The sequence below is a fragment of the Sphingobacterium sp. UBA6320 genome (assembly GCF_002440335.1).
Classification (GTDB): domain Bacteria; phylum Bacteroidota; class Bacteroidia; order Sphingobacteriales; family Sphingobacteriaceae; genus Sphingobacterium.
This window is the reverse complement of sequence record NZ_DJTA01000028.1, coordinates 143,339-166,538: the sequence shown is the minus strand read 5'-3', so window position 1 is coordinate 166,538 and position 23,200 is coordinate 143,339. Positions and strand designations below refer to the sequence as shown.

Below are 23,200 nucleotides of genomic sequence, written 5' to 3'. Positions count from 1 at the left end.
CTATTTTTTTAACCAGTTTTCAATTAATTGTTTCCCATTTTCTGTTAAGACAGATTCGGGATGAAATTGTAACCCCTTTACGTCCAGCGTTGTGTGAGATAGTGCCATAATAACACCATCTTCATCAGTTGCTGTTATTTTTAAAGATGCGGGTAGGGAGGAAGCTTCGACTGCCCAAGAGTGATACCTGGCAATTTTGCTGTGATTGCTATAATTTTCAAATAATGATTCAGCGGGATCGGTGATAATTAAATCTGTCGCAACACCGTGAAGTGGTCGAGGCATGTTATACAATTTGCCTCCAAAAACCTCTGCAATTGCTTGTTGTCCCAAACAAATACCCAAAATACTCTTGGTATCAGCATATGCGCGAATGACATCTAATAATAAGCCCGCTTCTTCAGGAATACCGGGACCTGGAGATAATAAAATTTTATCGAAAGCAGCTACATCTTCTAATTTGAATTTATCATTTCTCCATACGGTATACTCTTGATCGCACTCTTGTAATAGGTGTACCAAATTGTACGTGAAAGAATCGTAATTATCGATTACTAATATTTTATGATTGCTCATGGAAAATTTCTGTTTCTTTATTAATGAAATGATTGATAATAGATTGAAATATACTTTCAACTAGTTTTCCTTCAATATTAAAGGAGTATGCCCATTCGTTTCTTTGTTCAAGCATGTTGATGACTCTTTGCTCAGCCTTTACCTCCTCTAGTGACGATTTGTAGTGAGCGGCTTGTTGAACATATTCAGCGCGCTGTGCAAGAAGCTCTATAATTCTGTAGTCGATACAATCAATTGAACTACGTATGTGTGATAAGTTATCACAATATGCTAACGGTCTAATCATAACGTCTCTGCTAATTCTAAAGCTTTTCTCAAAGCTGCTATTTTATTATTTACTTCTTGTAATTCCATCTCAGGGTCTGAGTCGAGTACAATACCACCGCCCGCTTGGTAGTTCAGTAGATTTTGTTTGCTTAAGAATGAACGGATCATAATGGCATGATTAAAGTCACCATTGAAACCCATATAGCCAATCGCACCGCTGTAAAACGAACGTTGTTGACCTTCATATCTGTCTATCAGTGTAAGGGCCATGTGCTTTGGGGCGCCGCTTAGTGTGCCCGCTGGGTAAGTATCGCCAACAACGTCAAAGGGATTGACTCCGGGCTTTAATTTGCCCGATACTTTGGATACTAAATGAATGACATGCGAATAGTACTGTGCTTCTTTATATGATTTTACTTCGACATGGCTACAGTGTCTGCTTAAATCATTTCTTGCTAAATCGACAAGCATCACATGTTCAGCTGATTCTTTTGGATCGTTTTTAAGCTGTTCGGCGATTTTAATATCTTCTTCCATATTGCCGGTACGTTTGAAAGTTCCAGCAATTGGATATATAGTAGCTTCACCATTTTTGATAGTCAACTGCGCTTCGGGTGAAGAACCAAATAATTTGAAATTACCGTAATCAAAATAAAATAAATAGGGAGATGGATTAATAGATCGCAACGCACGATATACATTAAATTCATCACCTAGAAAAGGTGTTGAAAAAGCACGTGATGGAACAATCTGGAAAACGTCGCCTCGTTGGATATGTTCTTTCACCTTTTTCACCAATTCGCGATGTTCTTGATCGGATCTGTTTGAAGTCTCTTCTCCAGTTCTGCGAAAGGTATACTCTGGAAAGTTTTTATTTTGAATTAAATATTGAAGTTTGTCCAGTTCTGATGCTTCATCATCTAATAAATGTTCATATACAAACAGTTCGTTGCGAAAATGGTCGATCGCGATTACGTATTTGTACACATGGTACTGTAAATGCGGGATATCTAGATTTGGACTTGGAGTCGTTGTCAGCTTGATATCTTCGAAATGCTCTATGGTATCAAATGTGAAATATCCAAATAATCCATTTGATATGATATTACGTTCTGTAGAGTGTGTTGCTTCAAAAGCTTTTCTAAAAATAGCAACCTCTTCTTTTAAATTGATTTCTTCCTTGCTCTTAATAATGAGCATTTCATTTGGATACGCAATTTCTAATTGCTGACTATCTAACTTGATATGTGCAATCGATTGGCAACAGATGTAACTGATATTGTTGTCTCTGCTATGATAGTCAGAGCTTTCAAGTAATATGCTATTTGGAAAGACATCACGTAATCTGAGATAGATGCTAACTGGTGTTGTCGTATCAGCAAGCAATTTTTTAAGATTTGTTTTAAACGTGTATTTCATTTTATTCTTTAATTTTAAACATAAAAAAAACCCGATACTGAGTAGCATCGGGTTTGAACTTCCATAAATGGTTTTGGTTGATTATGAAATATTTTGACAATACCAATTAGTCCCCGATGCTTATTGCTTCAGGCCACCACCAATTTGTATATGTTCTAACTGTCGTCATTGTATCACAAATTTATAAAAAAAAATGATTATGCAAACTTTTTATGATAAATAATCAATAAAAAGTGAAATTTATTAGTCATTTAATAAATCAGGTCGTCTTTCTCGGGTACGAATAAGTTGTTGTTCGTCTCGCCAAGCTGAAATTTTAGCTTCATGTCCGCTGAGTAAAACATCAGGAACTTTATGGCCTTTCCAATCTGCTGGACGCGTATAAATGGGTGCATCTAATAATCCGTCTTGAAAGGAATCCGATAAAGCTGATGTTTCGTCAGACAAAACTCCAGGTATTAATCTGATGATAGCATCTGTTAAAATGGCAGCTGGTAATTCTCCTCCAGATAACACATAATCACCGACAGAAATCTCTTTTGTAACATAAATATCTCGAATGCGCTGATCAATCCCTTTATAATGCCCACAAAGAATCATCATATTGCCCTTCGTAGATAGATTATTTGCTATTTCTTGATTGAGAGTTTCTCCATCAGGGGACATAAATATGATTTCATCATAATTTCGCTCAGACTGAAGTTTCTCAATACATGCAGCAAAAGGTTCTATTTGCATCACCATACCCGAACCTCCTCCATATGGATAGTCGTCAACACTTTTTTGCTTATTGGTCGCATAATCACGAAGATTATGCACAACAATTTCAGCCAAACCTTTTTTCTGTGCTCGCTGTAAAATAGAATGCGCAAACGGGCTTTCTAATAAACTTGGAAGTACGGTAATTATATCAAATCGCATGTGACAAAGATACACAAAATTGAAAATTACTATTATTAATTTCTTTTATACGTGACGATGTCAAACATCGTCACGCGGGCGTGCGAAAATAAATAGGTATGAGCTTCATATAATTTCTAACAATAATGAACTCTGCATTTACCATAAAAATAATACTTACTACATTTATAAGATTGATTCGCTTATCTTTGCGCAAAAAAAAGCGAATAAAAGTGATTAACGTAAATAATATTTCAGTTTCCTTTGGTGGAACAACTCTTTTCAGTGATGTATCATTTTCAATTAATGAGAATGATAAAATTGCTCTAATGGGAAAAAATGGAGCGGGTAAATCGACATTATTGAAGATTATTGCTGGCGCAGGTAAGCCTACGACAGGTAATGTATCTGGTCCAAAAGATGCAGTTATTGCATACTTACCCCAGCATTTATTAACGCAAGATAATGTGACAGTCTTTGAGGAAACGTCAAAAGCTTTTGAAGAGGCTTATCATATGCGTGATGAACTGGAGCAGTTGAACGAACAGTTAAATGTAAGAACAGATTATGAAACTGATGATTACATGAAACTTATAGAAAGAGTATCCGAGTTAAGTGAGAAATTTTATTCGATTGAGGAAGTTAACTATGATGCAGAGGTTGAAAAAGTATTAAAAGGTTTAGGTTTTGAGCGTTCGGATTTTACGCGTCAAACTTCAGAATTCTCGGGTGGATGGCGCATGCGTATTGAATTGGCAAAAATTTTATTGAAAAAACCAGATTTAATATTATTGGATGAGCCGACCAACCATATGGATATTGAAAGTATTCAATGGTTAGAGGATTTTCTATTGAATTCAGCGAAGGCTGTTATTGTTATTTCACACGATAGGGCTTTTGTTGATACGATCACTAACCGCACTATAGAGGTTACAATGGGGCGTATCTATGACTATAAGGCAAAATATAGCCACTATCTGGAATTGAGAAAGGAACGTCGTCAGCATCAACTGAAAGCTTATGAGGAACAACAACGTTTCATCGCCGATAATCAGGAGTTTATAGATCGATTTAGAGGTACATATTCAAAAACTCTTCAAGTCCAATCTCGTGTCAAGATGTTGGAAAAATTAGATGTCATTGAGATTGATGAGGTCGATACATCGGCATTAAGATTGAAATTTCCACCTTCACCACGATCAGGGCAATATCCTGTCATCGTGGAGGAGTTAACTAAAAAATACGGTGACCACGTTGTTTTTCAAAAAGCTGATATGGTCATCGAACGTGGTGAAAAAGTCGCTTTTGTAGGTAAGAATGGTGAAGGAAAATCAACTATGATCAAAGCTATCATGGGGGAGATCGATTATGAAGGTTCATTGAAAATAGGACATAATGCTAAAATCGGTTATTTTGCACAAAATCAAGCTGCGCTTTTGGATGGCGAATTAACCGTATTTGATACGATAGATCAAATTGCTGTAGGTGACGTTAGAGTTAAAATAAAAGATCTATTAGGTGCTTTTATGTTTAGCGGAGATGATACAACAAAAAAGGTAAAGGTTTTATCTGGTGGTGAAAAAACACGATTAGCGATGATAAAATTACTGCTAGAGCCGGTAAATGTTCTTATTCTGGATGAGCCTACCAACCACTTGGATATGAAAACGAAAGATATTATTAAAGATGCTCTCCAAGATTTTGATGGAACTTTGATTTTAGTATCGCATGATCGTGATTTTCTGGATGGCCTAGCTAAAAAAGTATTTGAATTTGGAAATAAACGCGTTCGTGAACATTTTGAAGATATAAAAGGTTTTCTTGAATATAAGAAAATGAATAGCTTAAAAGATATCGAACGGTAAATTATAATCGAATATCGAGTATGGAAAGGTAAGTATCGTCGATACTTACCTTTTTGTATTATGGGTGATATGAAGATCTCAAACCAGCCTAAGTTAAACAATAAAAGTTTCGCAAAACTTTAGAGTGATTAAAAGAAATGTGGAGTATATTTGATTCTATATTGCGAAAAGAGCCTTTTTTATTTATTTTAATAATAACACATACTAACACATGATTTCTGTATATAAACTAAAGCCCAAATTTCAGCAACTACTAAAGCCTATATTGGCTTTCTTCTATAAAAGAAATGTGACTGCAAATCAAATAACCATAGCTTCGATCGTACTTTCATTGCTGATTGGCTTATTATTTTGGAGTGCTGATTATTGCAGCTGGTTTTTTTTAGCTCTTCCTATAGGTTTACTGATTCGTATGGCTTTAAATGCATTGGATGGTATGATGGCGAGGACATACAATCAAACTAGCAAAAAAGGAGAATTGTTAAATGAAATTGGAGATGTCGTATCTGATGTTTTTGTTTTTTTTCCGTTGATTAAATTTCTTCCAGAAAGTCTCTATCTGATTATTATCTTCATCATATTGAGTATAATCAACGAGATGGCGGGTCTGATGGGAAAGGTCGTGGGTACTGCACGTCGATACGACGGGCCAATGGGTAAAAGTGACCGTGCTTTATTAGTGGGTTTGTATGGAATATTAGCCTTCTGCCAAGTTTCCTTACAGCATAGTTCTTTATATATTTTTGCGATGATTAATATATTGTTAATCATCAGTACGTTAACAAGGCTGAGAAAATCTTTAATCTAAATATGAAAGAGCAAGATCCTGTTAATGGAAAATTTTCGGATGTCCCTATCCGTGTGAAAAGTTGGGTATATATTATTATTCTTTTTTCTTTAGGCATTATTAATTCGCTAACGATGACAATCTTTGTCAGCTTGCTTACCTTTCAGGGGATGAAGGAAATTTTTAGGATGATCAAACCAAACTTCTCCTTTCTTCCTTTATTAGTTTTGCTAACTTGTTTACAGGCGTATTTCATTTATTTTATTTCCGATACTGTTTATCTTCGTTATGCTATTATTACTATATTAATCGCCTTAATAATTTTATTCATCGTTTGGAAATTTTCTTTTAAAGCTCTGCTTTCTTTTGGAATAGGACTCTGTATCACTTTGATCTGTTTTGCTTACCTGGCATATATACGATCTATTGAATATCCGATCATATCTCATTTTGGCCTTCGATTAATTATCTTTATTGTTGTTGTCACCGAGCTAAATGATGTTTTTCAATACCTGTCCGGTAAATTCTTCGGCAATAAACCGATTGTCCCAAAAATCAGCCCCAATAAAACCTGGGAAGGGCTAATTGGAGGTGTTATGTTGACAACGCTACTGAGCAATCTATTGGGTTATCTATTATTTTCATTTTATGATTTACTCAATTTTACGTTTATGGGATTATTACTTGGGATATTGGGATTTGGTGGAGATGTGCTTATGTCTTATATGAAGCGCAAAGCACATGTCAAAGATACAGGCACTTTAATTCCGGGACATGGCGGACTATTGGATCGGATGGATAGCTTAACTTTTAATGCGCCAGCCTTCTTTCTTATTGTACAGTATATTTTATTAAAATGATGGCTAAGAAGGAATTTGAAAGGGCAATTGTCTTCTCTGGAGGAGGAACGCGCTTTGCATTATATACGGGCATGTATGCTGCATTGGTAGACATGAACATGTCTCCTGATCTTATTGTTGCTAGTTGTGGGGGAGCTATTGCTGCGGCTGTTATACAGACTTTTCCCCAAGTTAATGAACAAAAAGAATATCTTAAGTCAAAGGAATTTTATGATTTTGTTGCTCAAATAAAATTGACAGACCATAAAAGCATTTTTAAGATCGGATATTACTCTTTATTGAAGACTTTTAACAAAGAATATGCTCCATATATAGAAGACGTACTAGATCGATACTTGGTCGAAATGCCTCAAGATTTAACAGTCTTGTTACCGACATTGAAACAAAAAGAAAACAACAGTCCTAAAATCATTGTTGTAGGTTCTAAGATGTTGTTTACACCTCTTGAGGTTTTATTTAAAAGGGGAGATAGGAAGCTCTATCAAAAAGTATTGTTTACAGACGTAGAAACTGCTAAAAAGATCGCTGCCGATCAAATTGAAATTGAATCTGAGAACTATTTGCATAGCGCGGTTTCAAAAGAAATTTTGATCGAAAGCTCAGTGCCACTTCATCAAGCTGTGCGCATATCGATATCCGATATGTTTTACGTAGCACCAGTAGAGATTGGACAAAATTATTATGCTGGAGGAGCGATAGATTTGGTTCCAATAGAATTAGCACAATACTTAGCAGATCATACTTTTATAGAGCGAAAACAGTCGTATAAACCTGTAGAGGAAGCATTAGTAAGAGCCGTGTTAGGATTCAGTGGAAATGAACGATTACGTGAGGTAGAAGTGCAACATGCGGATTATTGGATTGATACTCGAGATGCTCCCCAAATCCTTAAAGGACATTATTGTGCTAAGTATGTGGATTGGTTTAAGGGAGAGATTGTTGTAAAACGACCAGATACTATTGAGCATTATCAAGATGATATTGAACGACAATGGGAATATGGTTATCAGAAGACATTAGAAAGTTTAAAAAGATGAAAGTTTTTATTTCAGGCGGAACATCTGGCATTGGTGCGGCATTAGCTAATTTGTATCTGGCTAAAGGTTATCTTGTTGCTATTTGTGGAAGAGACTTACAAAAAACTGTTATTGAAAACGGCAATTTAACGAAATATGAGGTTGATGTGTTAAATGTGGAAATGCTGCAGCTTTATGTTCTTGACTTTGTGCAACAGGAGCCTTTGGATCTTTTTATTAATACAACAGGTAGCTATGCTGATGATGTCGCTCGAAAGATCCGATATAATGAAAGCATTGATATGTTACAAATCAATATTTTAGGTACTATTAATTGTTTTGAGATAGCAAGAAAAGTTATGCGTAAACACAATCAAGGCCATATAGTCACGATTGCATCCGTTTCTGGGACGCTACATTACCCAAAAGCAAGTCTATATAGTAAATCCAAAAGAGCGGTGATTCAAATTGCTGATGCATATCGTAAGGCATTAGAACCATTTGGGATCACAGTCACGACTATTGCTCCTGGGTATGTGGATACCCAAAAATTGCGCGATCTTAATCAACAGAATTTATCAAAGAAACCTTATTTAGTTTCACAAGAAGAAGCTGCCATCTATATTGCTGACGCTATCGTTAAAAAAAAGGAACTTTATGTTTTCCCCTGGAAGATGAAAGTCTTGATGAAGTTTCTGTCTTATTTTCCTGCTCGGTTTTTGGATATTATGATGTATAAAAAAGCAAAATGGATGAAAAACGATTGACGATACAACTTAAAATCAAAGCAGCATTGGCCTGCTGGTTTATATTTTCATTAATTTACAACGGTAGTGCTTATTATGCTTCTAATTTGGAAGTTGTACCTTCTTTTGTATTTAGTTTTGAAAGATATATTCCTTTTATTCCTTGGATGATTATTCCATATATGTCCAGCGGATTGTTTTTTTTGTCACTTTGTTTTCTATGTCGTACTAGATCTCAATTGATGGTATATCTAAAACGTGTTGTGCTATTAACGGTGGCATCTGGTATTTTCTTTATCCTTATTCCGCTTCAGTTTTCTTATTCAAAACCAATTGTCAATACTTTTCCGTTATATTATTTTTTTGATTTTTTAAAGACTTGGGATTCTCCCTTCAATCAAGCACCATCATTACATATTGGTTATGCTTGTTTGTTTTGGTCTGTATTAAAAGAACGTTTATTTGGAGTTGTGAAATTCATTTTTGGATTCTGGTTAATTCTTTTAGGAATATCGACATTGACTATTTATCAACATCACTTCATAGATGTAATAACGGCATTAATACTTGTACAGATTGTTTTGATATTAACCTTTCCCAGTAAAAAATTAGCTACGTGCAGGAATCAATACATTGCTTGTTTTTATTATCTATTCAGTTTTATAGTATGTTTATTGGCTTCCTTATGCTATGAATTAAATCTTATCTATTGTTTTGTAGCAGTATGGGTCAGTATAATGGTCTTTATGGTTGGGTTACAATATCAATATAACCGTCACCATTTTTTAAAAGATAAACATGGACATATTTCAATCTTGAAAAAGATATTTTATTTTCCTTATCAGTTTTCATATTATTTAATATGGCATTTTTTCAGGAAAAAACAAGAAAAGATACTCTTAGAAATATTGCCAAACATGTTTATTACAGCTCGATTAACCAATAAAGAGATTATAGCTTGTCAGATATCTAAAAAGGATTATGTATATGATTTGTCAGCAGAGTTGGAGGAAAATAGGATCATTAGGGAACAGTGTTTGTATTATTCATTCCCTATATTGGATATTGGAGTAGCTTCAATTGTTGATCTGGAAAATCTGGTTAGCAAGATAGCGGTCGCGTATGAGCAACGATGTCCAGAAACAAGAGTGATCATACACTGTACCATGGGGTATTCCAGAAGTACATTAGTAGGTGTATTATTGTTGAAAAAAATATTATATTTAAACATAAACCAATCAATTGCTTTGATGCAAGAAAAGAATAAAAATAGTATTCTACATGCCGCTTCAATTGACTTATTAAAATGAAAAGATGATGAACACAGGATATTTTAAAAGTTTTGACGGAAGTGACATTTTTTATAGAGCATGGAATTTTCGACCCAATCAAAAAACATTGATCATTATACACCGTGGTCACGAACATTCTGAACGGTTACATGAGATCGCCACGGATGCTCAGTTTGAGGGATATAATGTTTTCGCTTATGATCTTCGTGGGCATGGTTACACCAAAGAACCGGTATCACCAATTTTCATGGATAATGTACGGGATTTGGATATGTTTTCTAAATATCTGCATCAGCAATACCAGATAAATGAACAAGATATTTTCGTAATTGCCAATAGCATAGCTGGAGTTATTGTGACGTCATGGGTTCATGATTTTGCTCCCCCAATTGCAGGTATGGCTTTGTTAGCTCCTGCATTTGAGATTAAATTATATGTTCCTTTTGCTAATGAGTTTATTGGTTTTACAACCAAACTAAAAAAAGATTTAGTGATTCAAAGTTATGTCAAGTCTAAAGTTTTAACTCACGATAAAGCACAACAGGAGGCGTATGATCAAGATCCGCTGATTTCAAAGTCGATTAATGGTAGGTTATTAGTGGATTTACAAAGTGCAGGTAAAAGATTGGTGGAGGATGCCGCAGCGATTAATATTCCAACTTTGATCCTATCTGCTGAAAAAGATTATGTGGTTAAAAATAGTGTGCAAAAGAAATTTTATGTCAATTTGGAATCTCAAGTTAAGGAATTTAGAACTTTACCCAATTTTTTTCATGGCATATTGTTCGAGAGTGGGAGGCATGAAGTGTATCAATATATTAAAACTTTTGTAGTCAAATCATTTGAAGTAGAACCGAATGAGCTGAGCTTAGCTCCGGACTTGTTCTCGGTAAAAGAGTATGAGAACTTATATTACAAAGTAATGCCAACTATGGAAAAGTTGAACTTTGCATTTCAAAAATGGTCTTTGGGAAAAATCGGTACTTTAAGTGAGGGGATGGCTCTTGGGTTAAAATACGGATTTGATTCTGGTATATCGCTAGACTATGTATATCATAATCAAGCAAAGGGAAAGTTTGGAATCGGTAAAGTGATCGATAAAGGATATTTAGAAGCAATTGGTTGGAGAGGGATCCGAATTCGAAAACAACATCTATTGACATTATTAGAAAAGAATATTCTAGATATTCAATCTTCTGGAAGAAAGGTAAAGATTTTAGATATTGCAGGTGGGACAGGAAATTATCTTTTTGATATCAAGGAGAAGTACCCAGATGTAGAAATTGTGATCAATGAATTTGTGGAATCAAATATCAGCTTGGGCGAAAAAATTATTCATCAAAAAGGTTATAGCGATATTCGTTTTACAAATTTTGACTGTTTTGATCCTAAGACTTATCAGCTCATTAATTTTGAACCTAATATTACTATCATTTCTGGAATCTTCGAATTATTCGGAGATAATCAACTTACGAATAAAGCTGTGCAAGGCATTGTTTCTATCTCAGAGGAAAATAGTCATATTCTATATACTGGACAACCTTGGCATCCACAATTGAAAATGATAGCATTTGTTCTGAATAGTCATCAAAAAAAGGATTGGGTAATGCGTAGACGCTCTCAAAAAGAGCTAGATCGAATAATGGCGTTTAATCATATTAAGAAAGAGGATATGCTCATTGATGACTATGGTATTTTTACAGTCTCATCGGGAAAGGTTAAAGGATAGAATTTAATTTAAGAACTGTTATTACGGCATTATAAAAAATGATCGTCTAGATTATTTTAGATGAGGAGTGAATGATTAATGAAAAGTTATGTCAAGGAAAATAAAAATATTTATTTATACCCTAATTACCTCTATTTTAATACACGGGTTTTCGCTTTCATTTGCTCAATATACAGTCGAGGATCTTCCTAATCCTAAAATCAAGGGGCAGGCTTATTTTGTTTCAAATCCAGATCATATTATTTCTTCAAGTGTCATGGATGAACTTGACGCTATATCTTGGCGGATCGACTCGATTACAGCGTGTGAATTTGCGATTGTTATCGTTGATGATTACGTTGGAGATAGCGATTTTGATTTTGCATTAAAGTTATTCAATACTTGGGGAATCGGAAAAAAAGAGAGTAATAATGGTTTACTTCTTTTTATTGCCAAAAATAGACATGAGTACCGATTTATATCGGGTTATGGCATGGAAAGTATATTGCCAGATGCTTACCTTAAACGGATAGGTGAAAAATATTTAGTTCCTAATTTTCGAAATGATGATTATGATCGTGGAGTTTTAGAGTCATCGAAATTTATCCAAAAAATCTTAAATGCTCCAGATGCAAGAGCTGAATTAGATCGGTTAATGCCCGAAGCAATACCTTTTTGGAATTTTAAAAATCCATATTTAAGAAATTCGTTGTTAGTACTTGCCGTATTTATATTTCTTTATGTTTGGATTTCAGTGGTCACCAAAATCACGAAAGGGAAAATAACAAAAAAAAGCAGTTACTTTCCTCCATTAATCAGTGGTTGTGGTTGTATGGGAATACTGATGTTTTTTACTTCCTTTATTTTTGCATTTGTTTTTGAAAATTTTGACCAAGTTTATCAAGTTAAAAATTTGCCCTACTTCATTCTCATTTTCGGAGTGATTACTTTAGGTATGAAATATAATGCTGGTATTACAGCTGTCACAAATTCTTATAAGGATGAGGAAAACATTCAGCAAGCTATTCGTAAATTTTTGAAATGGAATTTCCTACCGTTATTAATAAGTCCTTTGGCATGGATAGATTTTGGAAGATCCAATAAGCGATTAAGTCTTCATCCAGGACGTTTAGTCGCTCCTGATAATTCCGGAAACTGGTTAAGAATAAATCGAGATCAAGCAGATTCAAAAATGAGAAATTTTCTGGATGCAGGACAATTAATGGAAGAAAAAATTAATAGCCGTGATTATGAAGTCTGGGTTAATAGTAAAACAAACGAAACTCAATTGATTCCCTGGGATGAGGACAAAACTATTATACTATGTCCACAATGCCATTATAAAACATTTGAAAAAGATTTGCGAAAGACAATTACGAAGGCTACTTATAGTTCTGGTGGATTGGAAGAGCAGTACGATTTGTGTAAATACTGTGGCTATGAGATATCTCATGGAACTCATAATACGCCTCGTCTAGTCAGGTCTTCTTCTGGTAGTTCTGGAGGTGGATCGGGGCGTTCTGGTGGCTCCGGTGGAGGAAGTTTTGGTGGAGGATCTTCAGGTGGTGGTGGAGCAGGAGGAAGGTGGTAATCGTTTGTCTGCAATCAGGCCGATAATGTTATTTGATACTGATTTGATCATTAATGTTTTGCTTGTTGTAGCTGTATAAAGAAAACAGTGTAATCATCAATTGACAATTACACTGTTTTTATTTCAGATTGTAGTAATAGCTAAAAAAGATCTTTAAATACAATTTATCTTGTATTTACTTTTTACTGATCGCATGGATGATACCTTGTAGGTTCTCGTTAAATTCCAATAATTGAGCAAACATCTTATCATCCTTCCCAAGATCACCATGCTTATTATTTTTTTGAAAAACCTTTTTGATTGTTTCCCAGCGTTCTTTTTCCTCTTCTGTTAAGAGATGTGCTAATTCTTTCAGTTTTAATAAATTGGATTCTGTATCTGTGGTAAGTGTTTGTGATTCACTTTCATAATGCGTCAAAACCAGTTGATTAATTTCTCGGTCATTCATCATCGGTATGACCTGAGCTACTAATTTGCTCATATTACGATAAGAGCCCTGTAATTTAAATGGAGGCTCTGTTCGATAATTATCTTGCATAGCAGCACTGTTGATATAGTTTTGATTTACTCTTACGACGATATTCCGAATTTTAAAAAGATGCTGCAAAACTGCGATGAAATCATCAACGTCTTGTTTTAGGTAGTTTCCTTCTAATTCTGGTAATTGTTCTTCTTTATTTTCTATATATCGGATGAGCGCATAAAAATCATTAAAACTCTTACTTGCAATTTTATCAATTGCAGGATTTTCAATTGCAGCATTTTCAATTAAACTTAAATTAAATAAATAATCTGTATCTCCAATAACATCTCCTAAATTGTATACATCGGCACGATTCGCTAACATATCAGGGATTCTAAATTTAGAACCACTTTCCGTATAAGGATTTCCAGCCATTACGATACAAAATCGATTTTCACGAAGATCGTAAGTCTTACTTTCTCCTTCAAAAATACCATCAATCTTTCTTTGTCCATCAGCAAGAGAAATAAATTTTTGAAGAAATTCAGGGTTGAGATGCTGAATGTCATCTAAATACAGCATCACATTGTCTGCCATTTCAAATGCTAAATTAATTTTTTTAAGCTCTTCTCGTTCACCAGAAGTTTTAGCTTCAGCTGGATCGATGGAGGTAATGGAGTGACCGATGGTAGGACCATTGATTTTCACAAAATGTAAGCCCATCGTTTTTGCGAGATATTCCATCAATGTTGTTTTGCCATATCCTGGAGGAGAAATGAGCAGAAGCATGCCCATTTTTGCTGTACGTTTATTTTCTCCAGCTACACCTAATTGCTTAGCGAAATTTGTTCCGATTAGAGGAAAATAAACATCATTGATCAATTTATTACGGACAAAGGAACTCAGTACTTTAGGCTCGAATTCGTTTATCTTTAATTCTTTTTTATAGGCCGTGCTTAATTTTTCTTTTAATGTATTAAAGGACTCGAAACGAGGTACATCGATGTGTTGAAATTTTGTCAATTTTTGAATGAAAGAATGAAAATCTATTTGATAACTTTCATTTAAAATTACGGGATGACTACCTTTCAAATGTGCCACAGAAAGTTGATCCTTGGCTATAATGAGTTCATAATCGTCCTGATTAAATAAAATGAGCGCTGCTGTTTCATTAATGTATTTTTCAAATGTAATTACATGATCAGTGCTCTCAATAAAAGCATATAACCAGTTTTGAGTTAAATAAAAGCGATCTGTCAGATTGAAACCTTCATTTTTCAGATCTGCCTCAAAATCTTTTAAAATCTTTTTATCATGTAGATAACGGGTAAACTCTTGTTTTAAATGATCTGCAGATTCGGACAATGATAATTTGTTGAATTTGCTAAATGTTTTAAAAAGATAATGGGCCATGTTGGCTTCGTTTATCTGTGATAAATCCAAATTTGTCTCCCAGTGACTGACTTCATCTAGAATTTCCTTTATTATACTTTGATAACGATTTGAATTTGGAAAATTCTTAAGTATTTGATTAGATGATTGGATAAGAGCTAATAATTTAGAACGAACGGATGCATCCAATTGATACCAAAAAAAATGGGCATATGTTCTAGTATCAGGATCAAACTGTAATAAATCTAATTTTTTCCCTAGAATATGAAGCTGCTCATAAATCTGAAGTGCATCAAAATTATGAACACCTTTGATATATGATTCTGCATAATTTTGTTCTACGGTTTGATTGATAAATTTTTCAGCATTAAAATTCTCTTCTGATTGTGATGCTATGAAGGTATTATATGCTAAATACTCGGCACGATATACCAGTTTATTTTCTGAAATAATTTCTTGTTCCCATATATCCCGAAAAGTATTGATCTCTTGGGCGGTCACTTTTTGATAAAAACTGGTTCCTGTCAAATGATAATATAGCTCATCTTGTCGACGGATTAAAGTTAAACCTAAACGCTGATTATTGACTGTAAATTTGTTTTTGCCTAGTTTAATTATATTTTCACCTTCAACAAATAGTTCGGACTTATCTCTTAAAACTCGCAGTGCATCTTCTTGTGATTTTTTTAGTAAATTCTCAAGACTTTCAGCTTTAGATACATCTTGTATTGTCTTCAGCTCTGCAATAATTTGACGAATTTTGTCAACCATGAGATCTGTCGAGTAAAAACTTAGAATATCTTCTCTAGTGGATAGTGATTTTGCCTTATTCTCAATGTTTTTAAGGACGCGTAGCGCTATCTGTTCCAGAGAAGATGATCGTTTATTGACTTGCTCAATAATAGATTCCCGCTTGCCATTGAAGGCTTTAATAATTTCGTCACGCTTATCAGCAATTTTTAAAGCAAACTCGTCAAATTCAGAAAACTTACTTTCAAGTTCCTCTAAGTTGACAACAATCTTAGTATAATATTCATCAACTTTTTCTGCTGAAGTGGATAATTCCAGATAGTTAACAATTGATTGTTCTAACAAAGTGAGTTGAGCCGAAAATTCTGCAATCGCTTCAGAACTTTTTAGTGTATTTAATTTCCGTGTTAATTGAGCTCGAACCTCATTTAAAGATGCAAAAATAACGGATATTTTTTCAATGATTCTTGTTGTCTGTGTTGTGTCTTCAATCTTTAAGCTATGAAGTATATCAATCAATAATTCGAGATCACTGGAGATCGCTTTACATCCATCTTCAATAGCTTTGGCATCAATAGCTTTTGTTACTTTTTCGACTTCTTGCTTTTGGATGATAACTTTTTGCTCATATGATGTAAGTGCAGCCTCCTGTAATAAAAACTGTATTGTTTTCTCAGAAAGATGAGATGCTATATGTTGAAGTTGATCTTCTAATTCATTTACTCTATTATTATCAATGTATTTTACATTTCGTAAGTCAATCACCTCGCCTTGTAATTTACGTGTATCTGATAAATTGTGCACCAGTTGATCTAGCTGTTCATAGATCGAACTATTGACTTTAAAAACAAGATCTTCTATTTTTTTCTCCGTAGCCGCTAAAATTTCTTCGGCGTGTTTACGCTGAATCTGTACTTTAACGAACTCGTCGATCGCGGTGTTCGCGACTTCTTTTATCTGTTGTAAGGGTTCGCCAAGATTTTGAAGCGCTTTATCATTAATCCAGAAGTAAGAATCTATAATGGAATTTGATTTTTTAAGAATATCTTCATAGAGCCCCTCATAGGAATCTTCTTTGTTGATCAGTTGAATGACTTCTTGAACTTCAGACATCGCTTGAACAATATCTTTATTTCCGATTTTGTACAAAGGATCATCTCTGCGAGATTCATTTTCTTTAAGAACAGCCATGTAAGGAGTCTCCCATATCTGCACTTGATGATGTCGCGTCGCTTCGTTTTCAGTACGAAAATAGATTAAGCTTCCATCTTTAAATATCGTAAATCCATTGCAAACGATTGGGGTTTCTACAGATTGCTGAATGATATTATAAGACATCAAAATATATGTATTCGACTGTTCATGTGTGAAAACATAGAGATAGTCTTCTCCATTAGGAGAGATTACTTTTTTTAGAAACTGAACATTTTCGAGGTTATTCTCGAAGGTTTTATGTGTGCCATTCTGAAGATAATATCCATTAGAGAATATGATACCTTGATTATCAGGTAGCAAAATAGCTGATTCATTCAGCGTTTTTAGATTAACTACTTCTTTTGTCCTTAAGTTGAAAATGTAAGCACGAAATTCTTCTTGAAAGGGTTTTATCCTTAGAGCAATCATATTGCCTAAATCAGCGTAGTGGTATTCTGCATCATCTAGCTGTTGATCTAGATTACTTACCTTTTCAGAGTAAATACCTTTACCAGATTCGGTATTGTTTTCAATTTTAAATGTGATATCACCATGAATCGCTTCAATAAATACCTTGTCTAAGATTGAGATATGAGGAAAACGACCCAATCTTCGATCTTCAAGTGTAGTTTTTATCCAATCAAATTCATGTTGATTTGCCTTTTTGACTTCATGTATACTTCTATCATCTAAGTAGATTAATTTCCCATCTTTAATCAACCATTTAAACGCTTTTAGATCCTGTTCATTCTTGGTGGTCTGAAAGATCATATACAAGTAGTTCTCCGTTTTTCTGAATTTGGAAAAAATCGAATCTCTATAATATTTGTATAGATTTTGGTAATCATTTACAAAATTTACATCGTTTATGAAATCAAGATCTTGTGGAATAAATTGGTTATCTTCAAATAAATAGATACTAAATACATCCTGTAGCTGTATTTCGGTTCGTAATCCAAAATGTACATTATATCCGAATATGCAAATATTACCAATAGCCAAAATACCTCTTGATACACAGTTATTATCTGTTGATATGCGTTGATTGGCTTTTAATATAAAGTTGGTCGAATTAAATACCTCTTTTCTGGAAGTATTTAATAATTGTAATTTATTAGAAAGTGTTTCTTTCTGATTTAGAAGACGTTTTCTAATAATTTCGTAAGATCCAGAGTCTAAAGTATCGTTGTTCGCTTGTGTTTCTTGCATAATTCGAAAATAATCGTGGACTATTTTAATCTTTTTTGAGTTCTGTTTTCTACTTATTTTGATATCAAGTTACTATATTGACTATACGAATGTTGTATATAGAAGTCAACTGTACATTTATAACACTAAAAATCCAATTTATCTTTGAAAAATACTGTATGATAGACAAATTTCATGATACCAATTGAATTGTCAACTTGAATACGATCCGTTTTCAAGTTGACAGATTTGAGAAAAAATTAGATCAACTTTTTATTGGATATCCCTAAGTTTTTGGCTAAGCCGAATAGCGAGTTGATGAAATTGCTATCTTCACTATCGTCAGCATTTTTGGCTGCTTGTTGCAATTGTACCAAAGCAGCAGAGATGGTTAGATTTTTGATATCATTGGAGGATATCCCATATTTATCCGCTAAGCCACGCACTTTTTCAGCAAGATCACCTTTTCCATCTGGACCCAACAACGAGTTTTTGATGTCTGTGGCATGTTTTGAATTGTTGATTAAATGGTCAAAACCTTTGGAAGTAGATACTTGACGGACAATATTTTCAAAAAACATAGTCTCACCGCCCACAATATCAATTTTTGCAGTTTTTAAAGCTTCTGCTAATACAGATGCTTGTGATGCCGCAATATCTTTTTGAATGCCTATGTGGGCCAATTCAATATCTTTTTCTTTTTGTAATTGTAACTTAAATTCTTCATGATCTTTTCCAACACCATCTAATTTTTTCATGGCCTCCGCTTTTTCTTGAATTCCTGTAGCTTCAGCAATCGCTTTTTCACGCGTTACCTCTGCTTCCATTAAGCCTTGCTTACGGTTCGCTTCTGCTTTTTTCTCAATAATAGATGCCTCAGCTGTACCTTGGATTTGGGTAGCTTCTGCTTTTGCTATCATTACTTCAGCCTCCGATAATCCTAAAGCAGCATCTTCTTTTGCTTGTGCTTCTGCAATAATCTTCCGGCCTTCTGCTTCTTTTACGGATGCTTCTTTTTTCGCATCAGCATCTATTAGTAATTCTTGTGCTTTTTTCTCTGCAACTTTTCTCCTTGATTCAGCAAATATAACATCTTGCTCCGCCTTTTGTTCAGATGCTATCTTATCTGCCTCAGCCGCTTTAACAGTTGAAATTAAACGTTCTTCGGCCTCTTGTGAAGCTGCAATAACACCAGCTTGTTTTTTACGTTCAACTTCACGGAACACCTCGATATCTTTGACTCCTTGTTGTTCTTCTACAACACCTTTTTCAAGTTGAACACGTTCTTTAATTACATTTTGAATATTTTTCTTCTCGATTTCAATTGAACGCTCTTTATCAATTTGTGCTAATGTGACAATTCGAATTCTCTCTGTTTCTTCTAATGCACGATCTTTTTCCACGCGTTCAGTTTCAACAGCATCAGTACGTAGTTTATTTTTCTCTGCAATGATAATCTGGCGAAGCTTATTTTCTTCTTGAATAGCTAATTGCTCTTCAGTAGAGATCCGAACAGTTTCTGATTTTAGACGTTCCTCTTCTCTAACTTTTGTTATTTCAGCATCTTCACGAGCTTTAATGTTATCGATTTCACGACGTTGTTTCTCTTCTTTTTCTGCCAATTGGCGATCTAGCTCAAGTATTGCCTCACGAGTTTCAACATTTTGTTTTTTAATTACTTTCTCTTCGTCACGGCGTATAAGATTGGCGTGAATATTTTGTGCGGCAGTAAGTTCAGTGATTTTACGAATACCTTGTGAATCTAAAATATTATCAGGACTTAAAAATTTTAGTTCTGTTTGTTCTAGATAATCTATTGCACAATCGTCTAGAATGTATCCGTTTAAATCTGTTCCTATAATGTTTAATATTTCATTTCTAAATTCGCGACGAGCTTCGTATAGTTCAATGAAGTCGAATTTTTTTCCAACAGTCTTTAGTGCTTCTGAAAATTTAGATTCAAAAATACTCTTTAAGGTATCGGGATCACTTGCACGTTCACATCCCAAATTTTGAGCAACACTGATTACATCATCAACAGACTTGTTGACACGAACGAAAAATGCTACTTTGATATCAGCACGAATATTATCCTTACAGATTAAACCATCATGTTGCATTCTGGATATTTCGATTTTCTTTACAGAAATGTCCATAATCTCCATTTTGTGAAAAACAGGGATAACATACATCCCTTTATTGAAAGCCACATTGGTACCCCCGATACCTGTTCTTACTATTGCTTTTCCTTGTGGAATCTTTTTGTAAAAAGCACTTAATACAATGAAAAATGCAAAAATTAATAATACTATAATTCCTACAATCAAGAGGATGAGACCTGTTATCCCATCTATAAATAAAAGAGTTTGTAACTGCATGGTTAATAATTAAATATTGTGAATGGTTATTTCTTTTGTTACGTAATATATTTTTTTGTCTTTTGATTCATCAACAATAATGACGTCATCTCCGTATTCGATTTTTTCCCCATTTAAGCTTTCTACATAAAGACGAATAGGATCTCTTTCGATCAAAAATTCTGCTGACCCCAGTTTTTTACCTTCTATTGTTGCTTTCATTTTTCCCATTCTTCCAAGAAAATCAATTGGTTCTTCCCCATGATAGCCAATGTTATTAAATAGTTTTACTAATGGTTTGGTAAAAAAATGCATGCATATAAATGTGATGAAGAATATGGGTATTAGAATGAAAATTGATTTCAGACCCCATGTGGCAGTATTTAAAAATATGGAAGAAATGATCGTAATGATCCATCCAATAAATTTGAAAAGTGTAACGATGATCATAATAGGAACTTTGCCAACATTAATGAAATCCATTGCTTTTGCGAAAAAAGATGGTTCTGTATGCGTCTGTGTATCTGAATGATGATGTAAATCTTGAGAACTGTCCACATCTGTGACATCAGCAGTTGCGTCTATATGGCCATCAAGATCAACGTCACCATCAAAGAGGTGTAATCCATCACCTGCAAAAGACATAATTAACCAATATAATAGCGAAATTCCTGTCAGTACAGTCATAATGCCGTTGGATACTGGATTGAAAAGTAGGTTAAATAATTCGCTCATAATTGGTTAGTTTTGTTAAAGTTCTCTTTTGAATGTGTAGTGAAATGACCAAGAATTTCCTCCCAATTCCAAATCTTGCATGGATACCAGTTCCCAGCCCTGGCTACCTAGCTCGTTCAGTATTTCATCGATTTTAGCTTCGTCAAGTTTTGTCCCCCAAAAACCTTTGGGTTCAATCTTGATAGTTTTATATTCAAATCTTCTCATCGTTTTTTAGTTTTAATTTTAGAGCTTGTAATTCGTCATTGACGGAGTCCTTATTTGAAATTGTTTCGTTGATTTCATCAATAATCGATTTGTTGGCATGTGCAATTTCACCATATGCTTTTGCTAAAGCTTCATCTTCCTCTACTTTGACTTTCATTCGTTCTAGCATAGATATGGTGCTATTGGAATCAATATTTGCCAATTGTTTATTGACCATTTTAGCGGCATTAGATACTTTCACACGAGCTTTTAAGGTCGCCAATTCGCTTTCCCATTTCGAAATGTTAAACTTGAGAATATCTACATTTTTATGCAATTCATCTGCTGATTGAAGATGGATTATACTTTGTTTTTCTAATTCTGTAGCTTCTGCTATGAATTGGTTTTTTAATACTAGAGCTTCTTTTGCTAAGTTTTCAGCTTTATCAATTGAAAGTTCTCCATTTTGTGCTTTTTTCAATAAGAGAATAGCCTTTCCTTCGAAGACAGTTGATTCTTCTTGTTTTTTCTCAAAATTGCTTTTAGTACGAATTGCTAAAGCTTTAACTTTGGCATATGCCTCCAAAGCTTGTTCTAAATCATCTTTCATTTCGCGGATACCTTGTTCCGTCATTTTGATTGGGTCTTCCATTTTTTCAACCACAGCGTGTATTTCCGCTTGACCAATCCTAAAAATTCTTTTAAAAATATTCATCATTACTATAATTTTGAGAAGTTAATTAATTGATTGTAGTACTCACTTATTAATAAGCTTAAGGAATTGATTGCAGCATCAAATTCATTTTGATCAATATTGCTGATTTGCAGCGTATATCTAAAAATTACTTTTTTACCATCTTCTGTTAGAGCAAAACCCCCATGGATCATATCCCTATTCTTAATCAGTAGTGATTTGAACAATTCCATACTTTCATTGGAAATAGTAAATAAGTATTGTTCAAAAATTAAAATTGGATTAGCGATGCCTACAATTAAATTGTGAATGCCGTCTAATTCATTTTGAATAATGAAAACACCTTCTTTTTCATCTTTATAAAAGATATCATATCCGATATTGCTAATAAAATTTTCAATTTTTGAGAAGTACATAATTTAGTTTTTTATATATTGCATATATTCTTTGCATAAAGATAATATTTTTGCAAAAATATTTTGCAAAAAATTTTAATTTTTTTGATAATGACAAATATTGGTAATAATATAAAGAAATTAAGAAAGGTAAGAGGATTGAGTCAACAAGCATTTGCTGATTTATTTAATCTAAGTAGGGGTAATATTTCGTCTTATGAAGAATTAAGGGCTGAGCCTAAGATCGAAACTGTAATGGTAATTGCTAATTATTTTGGCATTCCGCTCCAAAGTTTAATTCAGGAGAATCTTTCCGTCAATCAAATTTTAAATTTTAGCGATTATTTTGAACCCGCGATTGTAACAAATGGCATAAAAAAATTAGCAAGTATTCCTTTACTGACACGAGAAGTTATGATGAATAATAATGACTTGTTAAATCAGATAGAGGGTGCAGAGCAACTTCAACTTCCTATTCAAAGTAAGCATAAGTTTTTAGCCATTGAATTTTCAGAATTGATTGCCGCTCCATTGGAATTGGAGGTTAAAGAACAGAGTATATTAATTTTTGAAGGTATTGAAATAGAATCTCTTCATCTTCTTCACCATAATTTAGGTCTGTTCTTGTCTAAAGAGGAAGTTTTTATCGGAAAGTATGAACAAAACGGGGAACAGATATCTCTGATCCTTAATTCTTGGAAAAGTAGTTTGTTTTCCTTACCTGATATTAAGTATTACTGGAAATTGTATGGAAAGTTTGAAAAAGTTTAGTCGTTTAATAATCATATTACAAAATATGCCTAAAGATACCTTTAGACA

The 23,200-nt window shown here is 33.9% G+C and carries 19 protein-coding genes; 9 read left to right on the top strand and 10 right to left on the bottom strand.

The window, feature by feature from the left end; translation table 11 throughout:
- The 4 genes from B3P23_RS17625 to trmD all read right to left on the bottom strand — a co-directional run bounded on the left by B3P23_RS17625 (position 1) and on the right by trmD (position 3,183).
- A complete protein-coding gene (locus tag B3P23_RS17625) occupies positions 1 to 576 on the bottom strand; it encodes an anthranilate synthase component II (protein ID WP_045754374.1) in 576 nt (191 codons plus the stop codon).
- Positions 563 to 862, bottom strand: coding sequence for a chorismate mutase (locus B3P23_RS17620; RefSeq protein WP_045754375.1), 300 nt, complete (start codon positions 860 to 862; stop codon positions 563 to 565). Before B3P23_RS17620 ends, B3P23_RS17625 begins: the two co-directional genes overlap by 14 nt.
- Complete coding sequence (locus tag B3P23_RS17615) at positions 859 to 2,262, bottom strand: anthranilate synthase component I family protein (protein ID WP_094771484.1); 1,404 nt, start codon at positions 2,260 to 2,262, stop codon at positions 859 to 861. Before B3P23_RS17615 ends, B3P23_RS17620 begins: the two co-directional genes overlap by 4 nt.
- A gap of 243 nt (positions 2,263 to 2,505) precedes the next feature.
- Entirely contained in the window at positions 2,506 to 3,183 is a 678-nt protein-coding gene (gene trmD / locus B3P23_RS17610) for a tRNA (guanosine(37)-N1)-methyltransferase TrmD (protein WP_045752597.1), read from the bottom strand.
- A gap of 212 nt (positions 3,184 to 3,395) precedes the next feature.
- Between trmD and B3P23_RS17605 the strand changes: the two genes are divergently transcribed.
- The 8 genes from B3P23_RS17605 to B3P23_RS17570 all read left to right on the top strand — a co-directional run bounded on the left by B3P23_RS17605 (position 3,396) and on the right by B3P23_RS17570 (position 13,027).
- The gene (locus B3P23_RS17605; RefSeq protein WP_045755245.1) at positions 3,396 to 5,027 is read left to right on the top strand and encodes an ABC-F family ATP-binding cassette domain-containing protein; all 1,632 of its coding nucleotides are present in this window, start codon (positions 3,396 to 3,398) and stop codon (positions 5,025 to 5,027) included.
- A gap of 211 nt (positions 5,028 to 5,238) precedes the next feature.
- Entirely contained in the window at positions 5,239 to 5,835 is a 597-nt protein-coding gene (locus tag B3P23_RS17600; protein ID WP_045752596.1) for a CDP-alcohol phosphatidyltransferase family protein, read from the top strand.
- Positions 5,836 to 5,837: 2 nt separating this feature from the next.
- Positions 5,838 to 6,674, top strand: a complete 837-nt coding sequence (locus B3P23_RS17595) for a phosphatidate cytidylyltransferase (RefSeq protein WP_248754945.1) — start codon at positions 5,838 to 5,840, stop codon at positions 6,672 to 6,674.
- Complete coding sequence (locus B3P23_RS17590; protein ID WP_293928434.1) at positions 6,674 to 7,711, top strand: patatin-like phospholipase family protein; 1,038 nt, start codon at positions 6,674 to 6,676, stop codon at positions 7,709 to 7,711. Before B3P23_RS17595 ends, B3P23_RS17590 begins: the two co-directional genes overlap by 1 nt.
- Positions 7,708 to 8,457: an SDR family NAD(P)-dependent oxidoreductase gene (locus tag B3P23_RS17585; RefSeq protein WP_293928432.1), complete on the top strand. Its 750-nt coding sequence runs from the start codon at positions 7,708 to 7,710 to the stop codon at positions 8,455 to 8,457. The genes B3P23_RS17590 and B3P23_RS17585 overlap by 4 nt, the downstream gene beginning before the upstream one ends.
- Positions 8,439 to 9,746 (top strand): hypothetical protein, encoded by a 1,308-nt coding sequence (locus B3P23_RS17580; protein WP_248754942.1) that lies wholly within the window; start codon positions 8,439 to 8,441, stop codon positions 9,744 to 9,746. Before B3P23_RS17585 ends, B3P23_RS17580 begins: the two co-directional genes overlap by 19 nt.
- 4 nt (positions 9,747 to 9,750) lie before the next feature.
- Complete coding sequence (locus tag B3P23_RS17575) at positions 9,751 to 11,457, top strand: bifunctional alpha/beta hydrolase/class I SAM-dependent methyltransferase (protein WP_248754941.1); 1,707 nt, start codon at positions 9,751 to 9,753, stop codon at positions 11,455 to 11,457.
- Between the two features lie 88 nt (positions 11,458 to 11,545).
- On the top strand, positions 11,546 to 13,027 hold the full coding sequence (locus B3P23_RS17570) for a TPM domain-containing protein (RefSeq protein ID WP_293928428.1): 1,482 nt from the start codon (positions 11,546 to 11,548) through the stop codon (positions 13,025 to 13,027).
- A gap of 175 nt (positions 13,028 to 13,202) precedes the next feature.
- On the opposite strand, the gene B3P23_RS17565 is transcribed toward B3P23_RS17570, so the two are convergent.
- The 6 genes from B3P23_RS17565 to B3P23_RS17540 form a co-directional block, all read right to left on the bottom strand.
- Positions 13,203 to 18,035: a DNA repair ATPase gene (locus tag B3P23_RS17565; protein WP_293928426.1), complete on the bottom strand. Its 4,833-nt coding sequence runs from the start codon at positions 18,033 to 18,035 to the stop codon at positions 13,203 to 13,205.
- 239 nt (positions 18,036 to 18,274) lie between these two features.
- Complete coding sequence (locus B3P23_RS17560; protein WP_293928424.1) at positions 18,275 to 20,392, bottom strand: flotillin family protein; 2,118 nt, start codon at positions 20,390 to 20,392, stop codon at positions 18,275 to 18,277.
- A gap of 9 nt (positions 20,393 to 20,401) precedes the next feature.
- Complete coding sequence (locus B3P23_RS17555; protein ID WP_045752589.1) at positions 20,402 to 21,106, bottom strand: OB-fold-containig protein; 705 nt, start codon at positions 21,104 to 21,106, stop codon at positions 20,402 to 20,404.
- Positions 21,107 to 21,121: 15 nt separating this feature from the next.
- The gene (locus B3P23_RS17550) at positions 21,122 to 21,313 is read right to left on the bottom strand and encodes a DUF4177 domain-containing protein (RefSeq protein ID WP_045752588.1); all 192 of its coding nucleotides are present in this window, start codon (positions 21,311 to 21,313) and stop codon (positions 21,122 to 21,124) included.
- Positions 21,300 to 22,010, bottom strand: a complete 711-nt coding sequence (locus B3P23_RS17545) for a PspA/IM30 family protein (RefSeq protein ID WP_248754938.1) — start codon at positions 22,008 to 22,010, stop codon at positions 21,300 to 21,302. Before B3P23_RS17545 ends, B3P23_RS17550 begins: the two co-directional genes overlap by 14 nt.
- Before the next feature lie 2 nt (positions 22,011 to 22,012).
- Positions 22,013 to 22,402 carry a YbjN domain-containing protein gene (locus tag B3P23_RS17540; protein ID WP_021192378.1) on the bottom strand — a complete coding sequence of 130 codons (390 nt, stop codon included), beginning with the start codon at positions 22,400 to 22,402 and terminating at the stop codon, positions 22,013 to 22,015.
- A 90-nt stretch (positions 22,403 to 22,492) separates the two neighbouring features.
- Here B3P23_RS17540 and B3P23_RS17535 point away from each other — a divergent pair, with 90 nt between their 5' ends.
- The gene (locus B3P23_RS17535) at positions 22,493 to 23,152 is read left to right on the top strand and encodes a helix-turn-helix domain-containing protein (RefSeq protein ID WP_045752587.1); all 660 of its coding nucleotides are present in this window, start codon (positions 22,493 to 22,495) and stop codon (positions 23,150 to 23,152) included.
- Positions 23,153 to 23,200: the final 48 nt, after the last annotated feature.